Origin of the sequence: Streptomyces sp. NPDC050617 (assembly GCF_040654795.1) — a bacterium.
Classification (GTDB): Bacteria; Actinomycetota; Actinomycetes; order Streptomycetales; family Streptomycetaceae; genus Streptomyces.
In genome coordinates this window covers 192907-208896 of sequence record NZ_JBFAIS010000010.1, presented here as the reverse complement: position 1 = coordinate 208896, position 15990 = coordinate 192907, and the positions used below count along the sequence as shown (strand labels likewise).

The 15990-nt window shown below is 73.0% G+C and carries 16 protein-coding genes; 11 read left to right on the top strand and 5 right to left on the bottom strand.

The window, feature by feature from the left end:
- Positions 1–121: 121 nt before the first annotated feature.
- Entirely contained in the window at positions 122–745 is a 624-nt protein-coding gene (locus tag AB0I49_RS16410; protein ID WP_363227629.1) for a TetR/AcrR family transcriptional regulator, read from the bottom strand.
- 206 nt (positions 746–951) lie between these two features.
- Here AB0I49_RS16410 and AB0I49_RS16405 point away from each other — a divergent pair, with 206 nt between their 5' ends.
- The 6 genes from AB0I49_RS16405 to AB0I49_RS16380 all read left to right on the top strand — a co-directional run bounded on the left by AB0I49_RS16405 (position 952) and on the right by AB0I49_RS16380 (position 8371).
- A complete protein-coding gene (locus tag AB0I49_RS16405; RefSeq protein ID WP_363227628.1) occupies positions 952–1752 on the top strand; it encodes an SDR family oxidoreductase in 801 nt (266 codons plus the stop codon).
- Positions 1749–3839: an acetate--CoA ligase family protein gene (locus AB0I49_RS16400; RefSeq protein WP_363227627.1), complete on the top strand. Its 2091-nt coding sequence runs from the start codon at positions 1749–1751 to the stop codon at positions 3837–3839. The genes AB0I49_RS16405 and AB0I49_RS16400 overlap by 4 nt, the downstream gene beginning before the upstream one ends.
- A gap of 39 nt (positions 3840–3878) precedes the next feature.
- Positions 3879–5072, top strand: coding sequence for an acyl-CoA dehydrogenase family protein (locus tag AB0I49_RS16395; protein WP_363227626.1), 1194 nt, complete (start codon positions 3879–3881; stop codon positions 5070–5072).
- A complete protein-coding gene (locus AB0I49_RS16390; RefSeq protein ID WP_363227625.1) occupies positions 5073–5837 on the top strand; it encodes an enoyl-CoA hydratase/isomerase family protein in 765 nt (254 codons plus the stop codon). It abuts the gene before it with no gap.
- Positions 5838–6039: 202 nt separating this feature from the next.
- Complete coding sequence (locus tag AB0I49_RS16385; RefSeq protein ID WP_363227624.1) at positions 6040–7536, top strand: cytosine permease; 1497 nt, start codon at positions 6040–6042, stop codon at positions 7534–7536.
- A gap of 328 nt (positions 7537–7864) precedes the next feature.
- Positions 7865–8371: an STAS domain-containing protein gene (locus AB0I49_RS16380; protein WP_363227623.1), complete on the top strand. Its 507-nt coding sequence runs from the start codon at positions 7865–7867 to the stop codon at positions 8369–8371.
- On the opposite strand, the gene AB0I49_RS16375 is transcribed toward AB0I49_RS16380, so the two are convergent.
- Positions 8331–9068 carry a GAF and ANTAR domain-containing protein gene (locus AB0I49_RS16375; RefSeq protein ID WP_363227622.1) on the bottom strand — a complete coding sequence of 246 codons (738 nt, stop codon included), beginning with the start codon at positions 9066–9068 and terminating at the stop codon, positions 8331–8333. The two genes, AB0I49_RS16380 and AB0I49_RS16375, sit on opposite strands and share 41 nt — an antisense overlap.
- Before the next feature lie 277 nt (positions 9069–9345).
- Between AB0I49_RS16375 and AB0I49_RS16370 the strand changes: the two genes are divergently transcribed.
- Positions 9346–9726 carry a VOC family protein gene (locus AB0I49_RS16370; RefSeq protein ID WP_363227621.1) on the top strand — a complete coding sequence of 127 codons (381 nt, stop codon included), beginning with the start codon at positions 9346–9348 and terminating at the stop codon, positions 9724–9726.
- 264 nt (positions 9727–9990) lie between these two features.
- On the opposite strand, the gene AB0I49_RS16365 is transcribed toward AB0I49_RS16370, so the two are convergent.
- Entirely contained in the window at positions 9991–11094 is a 1104-nt protein-coding gene (locus AB0I49_RS16365; protein WP_363227620.1) for an enolase C-terminal domain-like protein, read from the bottom strand.
- A 270-nt stretch (positions 11095–11364) separates the two neighbouring features.
- On the opposite strand from AB0I49_RS16365, the gene AB0I49_RS16360 reads away from it, so the two are divergent.
- The 3 genes from AB0I49_RS16360 (at position 11365) to AB0I49_RS16350 (ending at position 14005) form a co-directional block, all read left to right on the top strand.
- On the top strand, positions 11365–11703 hold the full coding sequence (locus tag AB0I49_RS16360; protein WP_363227619.1) for a PadR family transcriptional regulator: 339 nt from the start codon (positions 11365–11367) through the stop codon (positions 11701–11703).
- Positions 11700–12602, top strand: coding sequence for a hypothetical protein (locus AB0I49_RS16355; RefSeq protein ID WP_363227618.1), 903 nt, complete (start codon positions 11700–11702; stop codon positions 12600–12602). Before AB0I49_RS16360 ends, AB0I49_RS16355 begins: the two co-directional genes overlap by 4 nt.
- A gap of 188 nt (positions 12603–12790) precedes the next feature.
- Complete coding sequence (locus AB0I49_RS16350; protein ID WP_363227617.1) at positions 12791–14005, top strand: acyltransferase; 1215 nt, start codon at positions 12791–12793, stop codon at positions 14003–14005.
- A gap of 5 nt (positions 14006–14010) precedes the next feature.
- On the opposite strand, the gene AB0I49_RS16345 is transcribed toward AB0I49_RS16350, so the two are convergent.
- Together AB0I49_RS16345 and AB0I49_RS16340 are read right to left on the bottom strand one after the other, a co-directional pair.
- Complete coding sequence (locus AB0I49_RS16345) at positions 14011–14385, bottom strand: VOC family protein (protein WP_363227616.1); 375 nt, start codon at positions 14383–14385, stop codon at positions 14011–14013.
- Between the two features lie 120 nt (positions 14386–14505).
- Complete coding sequence (locus AB0I49_RS16340; protein ID WP_363227615.1) at positions 14506–15279, bottom strand: oxidoreductase; 774 nt, start codon at positions 15277–15279, stop codon at positions 14506–14508.
- Between the two features lie 86 nt (positions 15280–15365).
- On the opposite strand from AB0I49_RS16340, the gene AB0I49_RS16335 reads away from it, so the two are divergent.
- Positions 15366–15950 (top strand): helix-turn-helix domain-containing protein, encoded by a 585-nt coding sequence (locus tag AB0I49_RS16335; protein ID WP_363227614.1) that lies wholly within the window; start codon positions 15366–15368, stop codon positions 15948–15950.
- The last annotated feature ends 40 nt before the right edge of the window (positions 15951–15990 follow it).

The window sequence follows — 15990 nt, the reverse complement described above, 5'->3', positions numbered from 1 at the left end:
TAGCCGAACCCCCGCCGGCCGTCATGGTCCGGCGGGCGGTCGAGCCGGGAGAGCGCGGGCCGCCGAGGGCGGGCCGCGCTCTCGCGCGTATGGGCGCCGACCCCCGCACCCGCGCGGGGGCTCAGCCGCGCGCCGGTACCGGCTCGGGGGCGACCAGTTCGCGGGAGACGAAGTCCACCAGGAGTTCGCGCATGACGGTGATCGTCATGCCGGGAGCGCCGGTGAGGACCTGGATGGCCGCGCCGTCGGTGAGCGCGGTCAGCCGCAGGGCGACGTTCTCGGGGTCGGCGTCGGAACGGAAGACGCCCTGGCGGGTGCCGCGCCGCACGGTCCGTACGACCGCCTCGTGCCAGCGGGCGTAGAACTCGTTGTGGGCGGGGCGGAATTCGGGGCGTACGACCGCCTCCGCCCAGTACTGGAGCCAGATCGACCACTCGTCGCGGACCCGGCCCACTCGCGGCAGCTGCATGTCGATGAGCTTGAGCAGCCGTTCGTGGGCGTTGTCGATGGACTTGAGCTCGACGCTCTGCCGGTTGAACGCCTGCTCCACGCAGTACTTGAGGGCCGCGGTGAGCACGTCGTTCTTGCCGGGGAAGTAGTAGTGCACAGTGCCGGTGCTGGTGCCGCAGACCTTGGCGATGTCCGCGATCCGCACGGCGTGGAAACCGCGCTCGGCGATCAGCTGCCAGGTGGCCTCCAGGATGGCCTGCCGGCGGTCCTCGTCGCTGCGGGGCCTGTCCGCCATGTCCGCCGTCTCCCCCCATCGGTTCCGGTCGTTCCCTGCGGCGCCCCAGTCTACTGACGCGGCAGTCAAAGGCAAGGCACGGGCCGCTTCCCCTCAATCTCGCTCTCCACCATGGCAATTCTGTGCTTTCTCTTGACATCCCTTCCGCCCGAGGAGCTAACTGACGCATCAGTCAGACACTCCGGTCGAACCGAGGAGGAGACTCCGTGCGGAGCACAGAACACGCCGGGAAGGTCGCGCTGATCACCGGCGGCGGCACCGGCATCGGCCGGGCGGCGGCGCGGGACTTCGCCGCCGGCGGGGCCCAGGTCGTCGTCTGCGGACGCCGCCCCGAACCGCTCGAAGAGGTGCGCGCCGAACTCGCCGCCGCCGGCGCCGACTGCCTCGCGCTGCCCGCCGACATCCGCGACGAGGAGCAGGTGGCCCAGGTCGTCGAGCGGACCGTCGAGACGTACGGGCGGATCGACGTCCTGGTCAACAACGCGGGCGGGCAGTTCACCGCGCCCGCCGAGGACATCACGCCCAAGGGCTGGCGCGCCGTGCACCGCCTCGCCGTCGACGCCGCCTGGGACGTCACCCGCCAGGTCGCGCTCCGCGCGATGCTCCCCCAGCGCTCCGGCGTCGTCTTCTTCATCGCCTTCTCGCCGCGCCGCGGCATCCCCGGCATGGTGCACGCCACCGCCGCCCGCGCCGCCGTGGAGAACCTCGCCGCGGGGCTGTGCCTGGAGTGGAGCCGCTACGGCATCCGCACGGTCTGCGTCGCGCCCGGCACCATCGCCACCGACGGCCTCGACGACGCCTACTCGGCGGCCGAACGCGCCCAGTGGGAGCAGGCCGTGCCGCTCGGCCGGCTCGGCCGCCCCGAGGACGTCTCCGGCGTCATCTCCTTCCTCGCCTCCCCCGGCGGCGCGTACGTCTCCGGCACCACCGTCGTCGTGGACGGCGGCGCCGACGCCTGGGGCACCGGCCGCCCCGTACCCGCGCCCCTCCCGGAGGCACCCCGATGACGCTCGCCACCACGGCCCGTACCCTCGGCCCCACCGCCCCCGGCCGCGCTCTCGACGCGCTCTTCTCGCCCCGCGCCGTCGCCGTCGTCGGCGCCAGCGACGACCAGTCCAAGTACGGGAACTGGATCAGCGTGCAGGCGCTGAGGATGAGCGGCGAACGCCCCGTGCACCTCGTCAACCGGCGCGGCGGGCCGGTGCTGGGCCGCCCCGCGCACCGCTCGCTCGCCGACGTGCCCGGCCCCGTGGACCTCGTCGTGATCGCCGTGCCCGCCGCCGGGTTCGAGGCCGCCGTCGAGGAGGCGCTGGCCGTGGGCGCGCGGGCGATCGTCGGCATCACGGCGGGCTTCGGCGAGCTGGGCGCGGACGGCAAGGCGCGCGAGGCTGCGCTCGCCGAGCGGGTGCGCGGGGCGGGCGCCGTGCTGCTCGGCCCCAACTGCCTCGGCGTGCTGGACAGCACGACCGGGCTGTACCTCGCCTCCAACCCGCTGCCGGCCGGCCCGGTCGGGCTGATCTCGCAGAGCGGCAACATGGCCCTCGAACTCAGCGCGTTCCTCACCGGCCGCGGCCTCGGCTTCTCCCGCTTCGCCTCGCTCGGCAACCAGGCCGACCTGAACGCCGCCGACCTCGTACGGGCCTACGCCGCCCACGACGGCACCGAGCTGATCGCCGTCTACTGCGAGGACTTCGGCGACGGCCGCGCGTTCGTCGCCGCCGCCTCGGAGGCCGTCGCGGCGGGCAAGCCCGTCGTACTCCTCACGGTCGGCGGCAGCGCCGCGTCCGTGCGCGGCGCGAAGTCCCACACCGGGGCGCTGACCAGCGACACCTCCGTGATCGACGCGGCCTGCCGGGCCGCCGGCGTGGACCGCGTCAACAGCCCCCGCGAGATGGCGGACCTGCTGGCCGCCCTGCACCGCTTCGGGCCCGCGCCCGCCCGCCGGGTCGCGGTGCTCGCCGACGGCGGCGGCCACGCCTCCGTCGCCTGCGACGTGGCGGAGGCGTGCGGGCTGGACGTGCCGGAGTTCGCCCCGGCCACGGCGGGCGCGCTGCGCGCCGGGCTGCCGCCCTCCGCGGGCGTCGGCAACCCGGTGGACCTCGCGGGCGCGGGCGAGCAGGACATCGCCTCCTTCACCCGCACCCTCGACGTGCTGCTCGCCGACCCGGACACCGACTCCGTGCTGGTCACCGGCTATTTCGGCGGCTACGGAACGTACGGCGAGGCGCTGGCCGCCCGCGAGATCGCCACCGCCCGCGCCATGGGCGAGTCCGTGCGGCGGCACGGCAGGCCCGTCGTGGTGCACACGATGTGCGCGGACAGCCCGGCCGCCGACGAACTGCGCGCGCAGGGCGTGCCGGTGTTCGGCGCGGTCGAGGACGCCGCCCGGACGCTGGGCATGCTCGCCCGGCGCACCGCCGCCCCGGTGGAGGCGCCCCGGCCGGTATCCGCCGCGCCCCCGGTGGACGACGACGGCTACTGGTCGGCGCGCGAGCTGATCCGTACGGCCGGGGTCGCCTTCCCCGCGGCCCGCCTGGTCCGTACGGCCGACGAGGCCGCCGACGCCGCCCGCGCCATCGGCGGGCCCGTCGTCCTCAAGGCGCTCGGGCTGCTGCACAAGTCCGACTCCGGCGGCGTGGCGCTCGGCCTGCGCGACGAGGAGTCCGTACGCGCCGCCCACGCCGACATGGCGCGGCGGCTGGACCCGCCAGGGTTCTGCGTCGAGGCGATGGCCGACCTCGGCGGCGGCGTGGAGCTGATCGTCGGCGTCCAGCGGGACCCCCGCTTCGGGCCGGTGGCGATGGTCGGACTCGGCGGGGTGGCCACCGAGGTACTGCGCGACGTGGTCTTCGCGCTGGCCCCGGTCGCTCCCGCGCACGCCCGCGCGATCCTCGGCGAGCTGCGCGCCGCCGCCCTGCTGCGCGGCGTGCGCGGCAGACCGTCCGTGGACCTCGACGCGCTCGCCGCGGCCGTGGCGGCGGTCACCGAAGTCGCCGCCGCCCACCCGGAGATCACCGAGCTGGAGGTCAATCCCCTGCTCGCGACGGAGGACGGCTGCCTGGGCCTCGACGCCCGGATCGTCCTGGAGAACTGAACCGCGCCCCCGACGCGTAGCACTGATAAGGAGCAGCACATGGAGTTCGCCCTCACCCCCCGGCTGGCCGAGCTGAAGCGGCGCGCCGCCGGACTGGCCGAGAAGATCATGCCGTACGAGGACGCCTGCGAGGCCGACAACGGCCTGCCGCCCGAAGCGCTCGCCGCCATCCGCGAGGAGGTGCTGGCCAGCGGCCTGCAAGCGATCAATATGCCCGCCGAGTGGGGCGGCGCGGGCCTCGGCGTCCTCGAACAGGCCGTAGTCCAGGACGAGTTGGGCAAGCTCACCAACGCCCTGTGGGACACCGTCTGGCGCCCCGCCAACTGCCTGCGCGCCGCCACCCCCGAGCAGCGCGAACGCTATCTGCTCCCCGGCATCCAGGGCCGCTGCCGCGACGCCGTCGCGATCACCGAGGCCGACGCGGGCTCCGACCCGTCCGGCATCGCCACCACCGCCGAACCGGACGGCGACGGCTACGTCGTCAACGGCGAGAAGTGGTTCGTCACGGTCGGCGACGCCGCGGACTTCCTGATCGTGCTGGCCAACGTGCGCACGGCCGGCAGCGAGGGCGCGCCCACCCTGTTCATCATCGACAAGGACCACCCGGGCGTCACCCTCAAGCGCACCCCGCGCTACACGCACACCTTCGTCTACGAGCACCCGGAGTTCGTCTTCGAGAACGTACGGGTCGGCGCGGACGCCGTGCTCGGCGGCGTCGGCCAGGGGTACGAGCTGACCCGCGACTGGTTCACCGAGGAGCGGCTGATGATCGGCGCCCGGACCATCGGCGCCGCCGAGCGGGCCCTGTCGCTGGCCACCGAGTGGGCGCGCGGCCGTATGCAGGGCGGCGAGCCGCTGATCAACCGTCAGCTCATCCAGGGCATGCTCGCCGACTCCGTCGTGGACATCGCCACCAACCGGGCCCTCACCCACCAGGTGGCCTGGGAGTTCGACCAGGCCGACACCACCGAGAACGGCCGCAAGCTGCTGCACGCCAAGGCCGCCACGGTCAAGCTCGCCGCCTCGGAGGCGTCCAACCGGGTCGCCGACCGCGCCCAGCAGATCTTCGGCGGCCGCGGCTATATGCGCGACTACCCCGTCGAACGGATCTGGCGCGAGCTGCGCGTGGACCGCATCTGGGAGGGCACCTCGGAGATCCAGCGCCTCGTCATCGCCAACGAGATCGACAAGCGCGGGCTGTCCGGGCTGCTCTCCTTCCGGACGGAGGCGTAAGTGAGCGCCGAGGCCCGCACCGTCGATGACGCCCCCGCCACGGCCGACGACGCCCTCGGTACGGTCCACACCGCGCGCCACGGCGCGGTCGCCGTGCTCACCCTGCGCCGGGAGGCGAAGCTCAACGCGCTCTCCACCCGCCTGGAGGCCGAACTCCTCGCGGCCGTGCGCTCGGAGCCCGTACGGACCAGCCGGGCCGTGGTGCTCACCGGCGGCCCGGCGGTGTTCTCCGCCGGGGCGGACGTCGGCGAGCTGCGCGAGATGACGCCGGAGGCGATAGCCGCCTACTACCGGGCCTCCGGCGCGGTCTACGAGGAGGTCGCCGCCCTGGAGCAGCCCACGGTCGCGGCCATCGCCGGCCACTGCCTGGGCGGCGGCCTGGAGCTGGCGCTCGCCGCCGACATCCGCGTCGCGGACCCCACAGCGCGGCTGGGGCTGCCGGAGGTCGGCCTGGGCATCCTGCCCAGCTCCGGCGGCATCACCCGGCTGGTACGGGCCGTGGGCCCCGCCCGCACCCGCGACCTGGTGCTGCGGGCCCGCCGGATGCCGGTGGCCGAGGCGCGGGAGTGGGGGCTGCTCAGCGAGGTCACCCCCGAAGGGGGCCATCTGGAACGGGCGTTGGAGATCGCGGGCGAGCTGGCCGCGCACCCGCCGCTCGCGGTGTCGGTCACCAAGCAGGTGATCACCGCCGCGACGGACGCGCCGCGCGAGTCCGCGCTCCTGCTGGAACGGCTCGCCTACGCGGCGCTGAACCGGACGGGCTGAGGGGGCAGGGGTTACGGGGCGGGGACTACGGGCGGGGGGCTACGGGCGGGGGCTACGGGGCTGCGGTGCGGGGGGGCTACGGGCCGGGGTGCGCGTGCGTATGTCCGTACCCGCCCCCGCGCCCGTACCGCCGGACTGCCCGCCCCGTCGAGGAGCGACAGCGAGCAACCCACCACCGCATCAGCGAGCGAGGAGACGCGACATGGCAGTCGGCACCACCGGCTCACCCGGCACCACGGGCGCCGAAGGCCCGGAGCGCTCGGGGACGGCGGCGCCGCCCCCGGACGGTCGCAGGCCGGTCATCGAGGCGCGGTCGATCGACTACGTGCCGCTGGCCGAGCGGCACGGCAAGGTGTGGCACCTCTTTCCGGTGTGGTTCGCCGGGGACGCCCACCTGGCCACCGTCGCCACCGGCGCGATCGGCGTCGGGCTCGGCGGCAACCTCGTCTGGACGGCCATCGCGGTGGTGCTCGGCTGCGCGCTCGGCACGTTCTTCATGGCCTTCCACTCCACCCAGGGCCCGCAGCTCGGGCTGCCCCAAATGGTGCAGTCCCGGCCGCAGTTCGGGTTCATCGGGGCGCTGCTGGTGTGGCTGGTCGCGCTGACGACGTACATCGGCTACAACGCCTTCAACCAGATCCTGGTCGGCTCCACCCTCGACCACCTGGCGGAGGTGCCGAAGGGGGCCAGCTACGTCGGCTACGCGGTGATCGCCATCGTGCTGGCCGTGGTCGGCTACGACGTCATCCACAAGGCGTCCCGCTGGCTGACGTATGTGGTGCTGGTGGCGCTGGCGCTCTTCACGGTCTGCGTGATCGCCGTCCGCCCCTTCACGGACCCACAGCTCGACCTGGGGTCCTTCGCGCTCACGCCGTTCCTGATCCAGATGTTCACCGCCGCCGTCTACCAGCTCTCCTGGTCCATCTACGTCTCGGACTACTCCCGCTATCTGCCGCCGACGGTCGGCGTCCGCTCCTCGTTCTGGTGGACGTATCTGGGCGCGGGCGTCGGCGGCGCGTGGATGATGCTGGTCGGCACGGTGGCGGCGGGGCTGTTCCCCGGCAAGAGCCTCGTGGAGTCGGTGATCGCCGCGGGCGACCGGGCGTTCGGCGGCTTCGGGACGGTGCTGCTGGTCGTCACGGTGCTGCCGCTGCTGACGATGGGCGCGCTGAACGTGTACGGCGGGAGCCTGACCCTGCTCTCCAGCCTCGACTCGCTCGGCCGGTTCCGGCTGACCGTCGCCCGGCGGGTCGGCGCGCTGTTCGTCGTGGCCGTGGTCTCGACGGGGATCGCGTTCGGCGCGAGCGAGAACTTCGTCGAGGAGTTCGGCCACTTCCTGTCCGTACTCGGCACGCTCTTCACCCCCTGGACGGCCGTCAACCTCGCCGACTTCTACCTGGTGCGCCGGGGCCGCTACTCGATCCGGGAGATCTTCAACCCGCGCGGCATCTACCGCCGCTGGAACTGGCGGGGGCTTCTCGCGTACGGGACCGGCTTCGCGGTGATGCTGCCGTTCTCGGTGATCGGCGACGCGGAGGGGCCGATGGCCCGGCTCCTCGGCGGGCTGGACGTGTCGATGCCGGTGGGGCTGCTCGTGTCGGCGGGCGTCTACCTGCTCGTATGCCGCTCGCTGGACCTGCCGGCGGAGCGGCTGGCGGTCGAGGAGGCGGACGCGGGGCTGGAGCCGGACGGGGCGTGACGCCCCTCCCGACGCCGCCCGTGGCTGCCGGGTACCGCCGTCGCTGCCGGGTACCGCCGTCGCTGCCCGGTGCGCCTGATGCGGTCCGATGCGGTCCGGTGTCGCTCGATGCGGTCCGGTGTCGCTCGATGCGGTCCGATGCGGTCCGGTGTCGCTCGATGCTGCCCGGTGCTGCCTGATGCCGCCTCTCATCGCCCGCGTGGACGCCGCGCGTATGCCGGACGACTGTGCGCCGACGCTGTTCGCGGCGTGCCGACAGGGCTACGCTGAGTGGTGCGCCCCGGACCCGGCGATGTGTGAACCGCTCCGTTCCGAGGAGGCGCTCCCCATGGCCGTAGGTCTCGAACCTTCACTTCCCGCCCTGGGCGCTGCCACCGTGGTCGCGGCGCCCGCGGCCCCCGCCACCTCAAGGATCGACGTCAGCGGCAGGCTGGACCGCACCACCGTGCCGCGGCTGCGCGAACTGCTGCGCCGGGCGCAGGGCCCCGGCGTCCGGATCGTCCTCGACCTGTCGGGCGTCACCTACTGCGACGCACTGGCCCTCGGCGTGCTCGTCGCCACCGCCCGCCGCGCCCGCTTCCACGGCGGTGAGCTGCGCGTCCTCGCGCCGTCGCCATCCGTCTCCCGCGCGCTGGGGGCGAGCGGGCTCCGCCGCCGCCTGGCGGTCTACCCGGAACGTCCGCTCCCACCAGGTCGACCGGTCCAGTCAGGTCGACCGGTCCCATCGGTTCGACCCGCCCAACCTGGTCGGCTGGTCCAACCTGGTCGGCCCGCCCAACCTGGTCGGCCGGCGGTCACTCGCCCGGAGCAGGCAGCGACGCGCAGCCCTCGATGACGTCGCGGGCCACGTCGGACAGCCGCAGATTGTTCGACCGGGCGTAGCGGCGCAGCAAGTTGAAGGCCCGTTCCATGTCGATGGCGTAGCGCTCGGCGAGCTTCCCCTTGGCCTGCTCGATCACGATGCGGCTGTCGAGGGCGGTCTGCAACTGCTCGTTGAGCTGCGCGCTGCGCTGCGCCGAGCGCCGCTGCACGAGGCTGATGGCGGCGACGTCGGCCATGGCCTGGGCGATGGGCGAGCCGACCGGCCCGATGAGCCGCGCGTCGGCGCAGAAGAGGTTCAGGGTGCCGACGGTCTCGTTCCGGCAGCGCATCGGCAGGGCCTGCACCGCCGCGACGCCGCGGTGGCGGGCCTGGGGCGCGAATCGCGGCCAGCGCCGCGCCTCCGCCATCACATCGGGGACGCTCACGGCGGCGCCCCGCCGGAAGCAGTCCAGGCAGGGGCCCTCCGACTGCTGCACCTCAAGGAGTTCCAGCAGGCGTACGCGCTCGTCGGACGCGGCCATGAGCCTCAGCTCGCCGGACCGGTCAGCGAGGAGCACCCCGGCGGCGTTGGCCCCGAGCACACCCACACAGCGGTCGGTGAGGAGGCGAAGGAAGGCCAGCGGGTCGAATGCGGCATCCAGATTGTCCGCCAGCTCCACGAATGTCTTGGCCACGACCTGCTCGTCCATGGTCTCCGTCCACTGCTGCAAGGCGTATCCCCGCTCTGTCCACCTGCCCTATTCACCGAGTTCGGAACTACAAGCCGGCGTAAAGATGGAAATTCACCTCGAAGGCGCCCGATCGGAATAGGTGAAGGCTGGACGGCCGGCGTTTGGGGCCGCCCCGGCGGGGGACCCGGAACACGGCTTTTCACCAGCTCAACCATTCGCCCGGCGCAACTCGACCCGTCTCGGACCGACTCGGCCCACTGCGGCCGATGGCGGCCGACTGCGGTCGACTGCGGTCGATTTCTCAGAGAGGGAGACGATGACCGTAGAAAAGACCACCGTCCTGGTCCTGGATTCTGCGGAGCCCGAGCAGCTCGCCGAGTTCTACGCGGGCCTGCTGGGAGGGGAGAGCACGCTGGGCAAGGACCCCGACTTCGTCGAAGTCACCGGCCGCCACGGCGTCTTCCTGGCCATCCACCGCGACCACGGCTACGCGCCGCCGAGCTGGCCGCGCCCCGAGGACTCCCAGCAGGCGCACCTGCGGATCGTCGTCGCGCGCGAGGACATGGACGAGGCGGAGCGCGAGGCGGTCAACCTCGGCGCGCGCCCCATCGACACCAAGGAGAACAACGGACCGCGGGACGTACGCACCTACTCCGACCCGGCCGGCCACTCCTTCACACTGGCGACGGCTCCTTGACGGCCGGGGGGACCGGCCCCTGGCGGCGGATCGCCGACAGTGACTCTGTTCCATATAAAGGGGTTTGAGCAGGGTCGGGGCCCGGCAGCGGGGCGGAAGCCAGCGCTGCCGGGCCCCGGTCGTGCCTGGGTCGTGCCTGGGTCGTGCCTGGGTCGTGCCTGGGTCGTACCTGGGTCGTACCTGCCTCGTACCCGCGTATCGCAGGCTACGGGCGGGGGCTACAGGCGGCCGATTCCCCGCCCCCCGGCCGGCCACTCCAGCCATTCACGCGATCCGGTACGGCTCCATGTCCTCGCGCCGCAGCGTCAGCCCGTGTCCCGGCGCCGGCCCCGGGGTCAGCCGGCCGCCCGAGGGGTCGAGAGCCCCGTCGAACAGCGTCGACTCGATGCGTACGTGGTCGTGGAACCACTCGATGTGCCGCAGGTTGGGCACGGCCGCCGCCGCGTGGACGTGCGCGTGCGGGGCGCAGTGCGCCGAGATCTCCAGGCCGTGCGCCTGCGCCAGCGCCGCCGCCCGCAGGAACTCCGTTATGCCGCCGCACCGGGTGGCGTCCGCCTGGAGGCAGTCGACCGCGCCCGCGCTCACCATCCGGGCGAAGTACGGCAGGTCGTAGCCGAACTTGCCGGCCGCGACGTCGCAGACGAGCGTGTCGCGGATGAGCCGCAGGCCGTTCAGGTCGTCGGCGGCGACCGGCTCCTCCAGCCACCCGACGCCGTACTCGGCGAGCGCGCCGCCGACGCGTACGGCCTGCTTGCGGTTGTAGCCGCCGCCCGCGTCCACGTACAGCTCGGCCTTGTCGCCGATGATCTGGCGGGCCTGCCGGACGCGGGAGAGGTCGCGGACGACCGCGCGGCCCCGGCACTCGCCGATCTTGATCTTCACGCGGGGGATGCCCTGGCCGTGCACCCAGCCGCTGAGCTGGGAGGCCAGATGCGTGTCGTGGTACGTGATGAAGCCGCCGCTGCCATACACGGGCACCGACTCGCGGGCCGCGCCGAGCAGCCCCACGAGCGGCACCTCGAACTGCCGGGCCTTGAGGTCCCACAGGGCGAGGTCCACGGCGGAGATCGCGCACGAGGCGATGCCGGGGCGGCCGGAGTCGCGTACCGCCCGGCACATCGCGTCATGGAGCCGGGGCACGTCGAGGGCCGAGCGGCCCAGCGTCGCGGGCGCCAGCTGCTCGTCGACGAACAGCCCGGCGGCGGCCGGGGCGTACGTCCAGCCCGTGCCGTACACCGTCCCGGCGCGGGCCTCCACGACGACCACGGTCGTCGTCTCCCAGTCGAGCGTGGCGTCGGCCTCGGGTGCGTCGGTGGGGACGGAGTACGCGGACACCGCCAGTTGTTCCAGGGGTAGTTGGGGTATCACGAGCTTCTGCTTCCTCCCCGCAGGCGCTCGCAGACCGCTTTGCACCCGCACTCAGCCGCTGCGCATCCCCGGCCGTCCTGCCGGGGGCGGGGCCGGGCCCCGGCTCGCCGGGATGCGCTCGTACCAGGTCATGGGTCCGGGTATCCCGCGCCACGGGCGGAAAACCCGCGTCCGGTTCCCGCGTCCGGTTCCCGCGTGACGGGTGCCGCGTGACGGGTGCCGTGGTGGACGGTTTTCAGCATATGCCGGTGAATGACATATGGTGGTGTCATGACTGACCGTGCGATGCAGGAACCGACCCTGCTCCTTCTCACCGCCCTCGCCGACGAGCCGCGGCACGGCTACGCCGCCGCGCGCGAGGTGGAGTCGATCTCCGGAGGGCGGGTGAAGATGCGGACCGGAACGCTGTACGGGGCGCTGGAGCGCCTGCTGCAACAGGGACTGATCCAGGTACACAAAGAGGAGGTCGTCGACAGCCGGCTGCGACGCACCTATACCCTGACCGCTTCCGGTCGCGCGGCCCTGGCCGTCGAGGCCGAGCGGATCGCGGCCACCGCGCGCGAGGCCACCCGGCGCCTGGGCGCCACCGGCAAGGCGGCCACCGCGTGAGCCCCGCACTGCTGCGCCTGTACCCGGCCGGCTTCCGCCGCGCTTTCGGCGACGAGATAGCCGAGTCCTACCGGGAGGCGACCGAGGGAGCGGGCCGGGGCACCCGCCTCCGCGAGGGCGCCGGCATCGCCACGCACGCCGCCCGGCTGCGCCTCGGCCTCGGCTCCGCGCACCCGGGCGGACGGCTCTTCGCCGCCGTCGCGCCCTTCGCCCTGGCCGCGACGGCCGCCTACGCCGCCTTCAACCTCATCGAGAGCGCCGGAAACTGGTACGTCATGCGCTCCGCGGGCACCGGCGGCGCCATCGACGCGCTCGCGACCCCCACGAACGGCAGCTACCTGCTGACCCTGTTCGGTGCGGTGGTCGCGCTGGCAGGGTTCTACCTTCCAGGGGTGCTGTGCGCGATCGCCGGGGCGGTGGCCAGCTCGGTGATCTTCCTCGCCCCGATCTGGCACGCGCCGCCCGGCCCGTGGTCGGGACTCGTGGGCCTCCTGCTCGCTCCGATCCTGGTCGCCGCGCTCCCGCTGGCCTGCCCGCCCGACCTGCGACCGGCCCGCCGGGTGCGCGGCGCGGCGGGGGTGCTCGCGCTGCTGGCGTGGGCCGTCCTGCTGATAGCCGCGGTCGTCGTCATCGACCCGCTCGGGATCGGCATGCTGATCCCGTGGGAGTTCGGCGTCCCGATGATCGGGGCTCTGTTCCTGGCGGGCCGCCGTGCCTTCGCCGGCATCCGGAACATCGTTCAACTCATCTGTTGCGCCGTGCCGTTCATGGCGACGATCTACTTCTCCGGGTGGGGGGAGAGCGTGGTGCTCCTGGTGCTCCTCGGCGCCTTCGCCGCCACCACCGCCGTACTGCGGCTACGAGGCGGCAACGGCTCCGACACCGTGAACCCCGCCTGAACCCAGGCAGGTTGCCGACCGTCGGGACGCGGTGGGGCAGACCGTGACGCTCACTTCGGGCCCGGACTGCCCCGCTGCGCCCTCCGCCGCCCGGCGCGCAGGAGGCACCGCCCTCTCCTCCCCCCTACAGACGGCGCTCTTCGACCGGCCGCCTCGGCCGCCTCGGCCGCCTGGCCACAGGACTTCCCATGCCCATCTCCGTAGCCCCGCGCGCCGTCGTCCACAGCCCGTCCCCGGCAGCCGGGAAGCGGATATCCCTCGCGTCCGCCAAGGGCGGGCGCCTGGCCGCGGTCGACGGGCTGCGGCTGCTCGCAGCCGCGGCGGTGGCCGCCTACCACTACCTCGGCACCCCGACCCCCCACTTCTGGGGCGAGACCTACGACCTCCCTCGGGCAGCACCGCTGCTCCACGCGATCAGCGGCTACGGCTGGCTCGGCGTCGAGGCGTTCTTCCTGATCAGCGGCTTCGTCATCTGTATGAGCTGCTGGGGCCGCACCCCCGCGCAGTTCGCCGTCTCCCGTATCGCCCGGCTCTTCCCGCTGTACTGGGCCGTCGTCCTGATCATCGTCGCCGTCAGCACGGTCGCCGTGCTCGCCGGACAGCGGTCAGGGGCGCCCACGGACCTGCGCACCACCCTGGGCAACCTGACGATGATCCCCAGCCCGCTCGGCCTGGACTTCACCGCCGGCGTCGCCTGGACGCTATGGGTGGAAGCCCGCTTCTACCTCCTCATGGGCGTGCTGATGCTGATCGGCCTGACCTACCGGCGCACCGTGGCCTTCGGGTTCCTCTGGCTCGTCCTGGCGTCCATCGGCCGCGAACTGCACTCCGAGGCCCTGGACGAGTTCCTGCTCAGCCAGTACGCCGGGCTCTTCGTGACCGGCATCGCGCTCTACCTGATGCACCGCTTCGGACCCGACCTCCTCCTGTGGCTCCTGGCCGGCTTCGCCTGGTGCTACACCCTGACCGTCCTGGACGACCGTGTCGCCGCACACGCCGGCTCCAACTGGCCGGTCGGCGCGGCCGTTCTCACCGGCTTCCTCGTGCTGCTCGCCCTGGCCGCCACCGGCCCGCTGCGCCACGTCCAATGGCGATTCCTCGTCTACGCCGGCGCCCTGACCTACCCCTTCTACCTGGTCCACCAGAGCCTGGGCATTCCTGTCAGCCGCGCCATCCTCAAAGCGGTCCCCGGCCTCGGCCTGCTCCCCTCGATCGGCCTCGGGCTCTTCGCCTCCCTGCTGCTGGCCGCCGCGCTGAACCGCCTGGTCGACCGCATACTCGGCCGCCTCCTGCGCCGACGCCTCACCGCCGCCCTCGATCCCCGCCGCCGCGACGCCCCCGACCGGCCAACACGTCCTGCACAGCCCGCACCGCCCGCCTTGGCCGATGGCGCCCTCAAGTGAACGGCTCAGACCGAGCGCAGGCAGAAGGGGTGTCCGGCCGGGCTGGCGTAGACGCGGCTGCCGGTGCGGGTGTCCGGGGTGACCTCGTCGGTGGGCCGCAGCCGGGTGGCGCCGGCGTCGGTGGCCGTACGGTCGGCGGTCGCGAGGTCCTCGACGCCGAAGTCGAGGTGCATCTGCTGGGGGGTGGGGGTGCCGTCCGGCCAGTTCGGGGCGGTGTGTCCGGGGGCGGACTGGACGACGAGCACCGGGAGGCCGGGGGCCTGGACGAAGTGGTGGGTCGGCGTGGGGGTGAGCGAACCGCCGAGCAGCCGGTGCCAGAAAGCGCTCTCCTTCTCGATGTCGGCGGCGTCGATGACCACGGAGGTCAGGGTGATGGGCATGGGGGTGTCCTGTTCGTGCTGTCGGTGATTGCTCAGACGGTCGGGATGATGCCGCCGTCGACGTGTCGGTGATTGCTCAGACGGTCAGGGTGATGCCGCCGTCGACCTGCCGGTGGATGCTCAGACGGTCGGGATGATGCCGCCGTCGACGCGGAACTGCGCTCCAGTGAGCCACTTCGCGCGGCCTGAGGCGAGGAAGGCGATCAGCTCGGCGACGTCCTCGGGATCTCCGGGGTGGCCCATGGGGACCTTCAGGTGGTCCACGATCTGCTGCGTGACCTCTTCGGCGGTGATGCCCTGCTTCTCGGCCATGTGCTTCAGGTGGGCGGTGGCACCTTCGGTGACGACGAAACCGGGGAGGACGCAGACCACGCGCACCCCGTGCTCGCCGACCTCGGTGGCCAGTTCGCGGCTGTAGGCGTTGAGCGCGGCCTTGGCGGCGGCGTACGACGCCTCGGTGCGCTGAGGCAGTTGGCCGGCGATCGAGGAGACGTGCACGACGACGCCGGAGCCTCGCTCGACCATTCCCGGCACCAGGGCCCGGTCCAGGCGCACGGCGCTGAGGAGGTTCATCTCCAGGTCCGCCAGCCAGGATTCGTCCGACCGGCTCAGGGTCGGCGCCGGGGCGCTCGCCGCACCAGCGTTGTTCACGAGCACGTCCACACCGCCTGCCTGCTCGACGACACGGCGGCCGAGTTCGGCCACACCCTGCCGCGTGGAGAGGTCCGCCGCGAGAAAGGTGGCGCCGGTGTCCTCCGCGGGCCGGCTGCGGGAGGCCGTCAGCACGGTCGCGCCCGCGGCGACGAAGCGGCGCGCGGTCGCCGCGCCCAGGCCCCGGCTGCCGCCGGTGACCAGTACCCGAAGGCCGTCGAGACTGCTGTCCGTGATGGGCATGGGGTCTCTCCTCCGTAACATGAACCTGACTCCGGAAACGAAACGATACACATAAACGGAATCAGACTCACTTTATGGAGGTTCTCTTGCCGGCATCACGCCCGTTGCGCGCCGACGCGCGACGCAACCGCGAGGCACTGCTGTCCGCGGCCCGCCAGGCGTTCCTCGGCGCCGACGCCGACGCGCACGCGCACGTCGAGGACATCGCCCGCAGCGCCGGCGTCGCCGTCGGAACGCTCTACCGCCACTTCGAAACCCGCGAAGCGCTGATCGAGGAGGTCTACCGCAAGGAGGTCGACAACCTGTGCGCCGCACCCGGCGCCCTGCTGGACCAACACGCCCCGGAGGAGGCGCTGCGGCGCTTCCTGCTGCTGCTCGTGGACCACGCGGCGGTGGGCAAGGGGATGTCCAGCGTGCTGGAAAGCATCATGGCGACGGACTCACCGGTCTTCGACGACGCACGCACCCGGATGGCCGACGCCCTCTCCCTGCTGCTCGAATCCGGCAGCGCGGCCGGCACCGTACGCGACGACGTCACAGGCTCCACCCTGTTGCGCGCCCTGGGCGGCATCTGCGGAATGCGCGCCACGGAGGGCTGGTTGGCCGAGGCCCGACAGATCACCGCCCTCCTCTTCGACGGCCTGCGACACGGCGCCCCGCAGTCGCGCTGAGCCGGGGGGGGCGGGGGCCAGGGGCCGGGCGGGGGCCTGA

Bases quoted from the DNA above. Each gene is read 5' to 3' on its own strand.
- AB0I49_RS16340 (WP_363227615.1), bottom strand. From the start codon at position 15,279: ATGCCCATCACGGACAGCAGTCTCGACGGCCTTCGGGTACTGGTCACC.
- AB0I49_RS16350 (WP_363227617.1), top strand. From the start codon at position 12,791: ATGCCCATCTCCGTAGCCCCGCGCGCCGTCGTCCACAGCCCGTCCCCG.
- AB0I49_RS16395 (WP_363227626.1), top strand. From the start codon at position 3,879: ATGGAGTTCGCCCTCACCCCCCGGCTGGCCGAGCTGAAGCGGCGCGCC.
- AB0I49_RS16400 (WP_363227627.1), top strand. From the start codon at position 1,749: ATGACGCTCGCCACCACGGCCCGTACCCTCGGCCCCACCGCCCCCGGC.
- AB0I49_RS16360 (WP_363227619.1), top strand. From the start codon at position 11,365: ATGACTGACCGTGCGATGCAGGAACCGACCCTGCTCCTTCTCACCGCC.
- AB0I49_RS16410 (WP_363227629.1), bottom strand. From the start codon at position 745: ATGGCGGACAGGCCCCGCAGCGACGAGGACCGCCGGCAGGCCATCCTG.
- AB0I49_RS16370 (WP_363227621.1), top strand. From the start codon at position 9,346: ATGACCGTAGAAAAGACCACCGTCCTGGTCCTGGATTCTGCGGAGCCC.
- AB0I49_RS16385 (WP_363227624.1), top strand. From the start codon at position 6,040: ATGGCAGTCGGCACCACCGGCTCACCCGGCACCACGGGCGCCGAAGGC.
- AB0I49_RS16345 (WP_363227616.1), bottom strand. From the start codon at position 14,385: ATGCCCATCACCCTGACCTCCGTGGTCATCGACGCCGCCGACATCGAG.
- AB0I49_RS16380 (WP_363227623.1), top strand. From the start codon at position 7,865: ATGGCCGTAGGTCTCGAACCTTCACTTCCCGCCCTGGGCGCTGCCACC.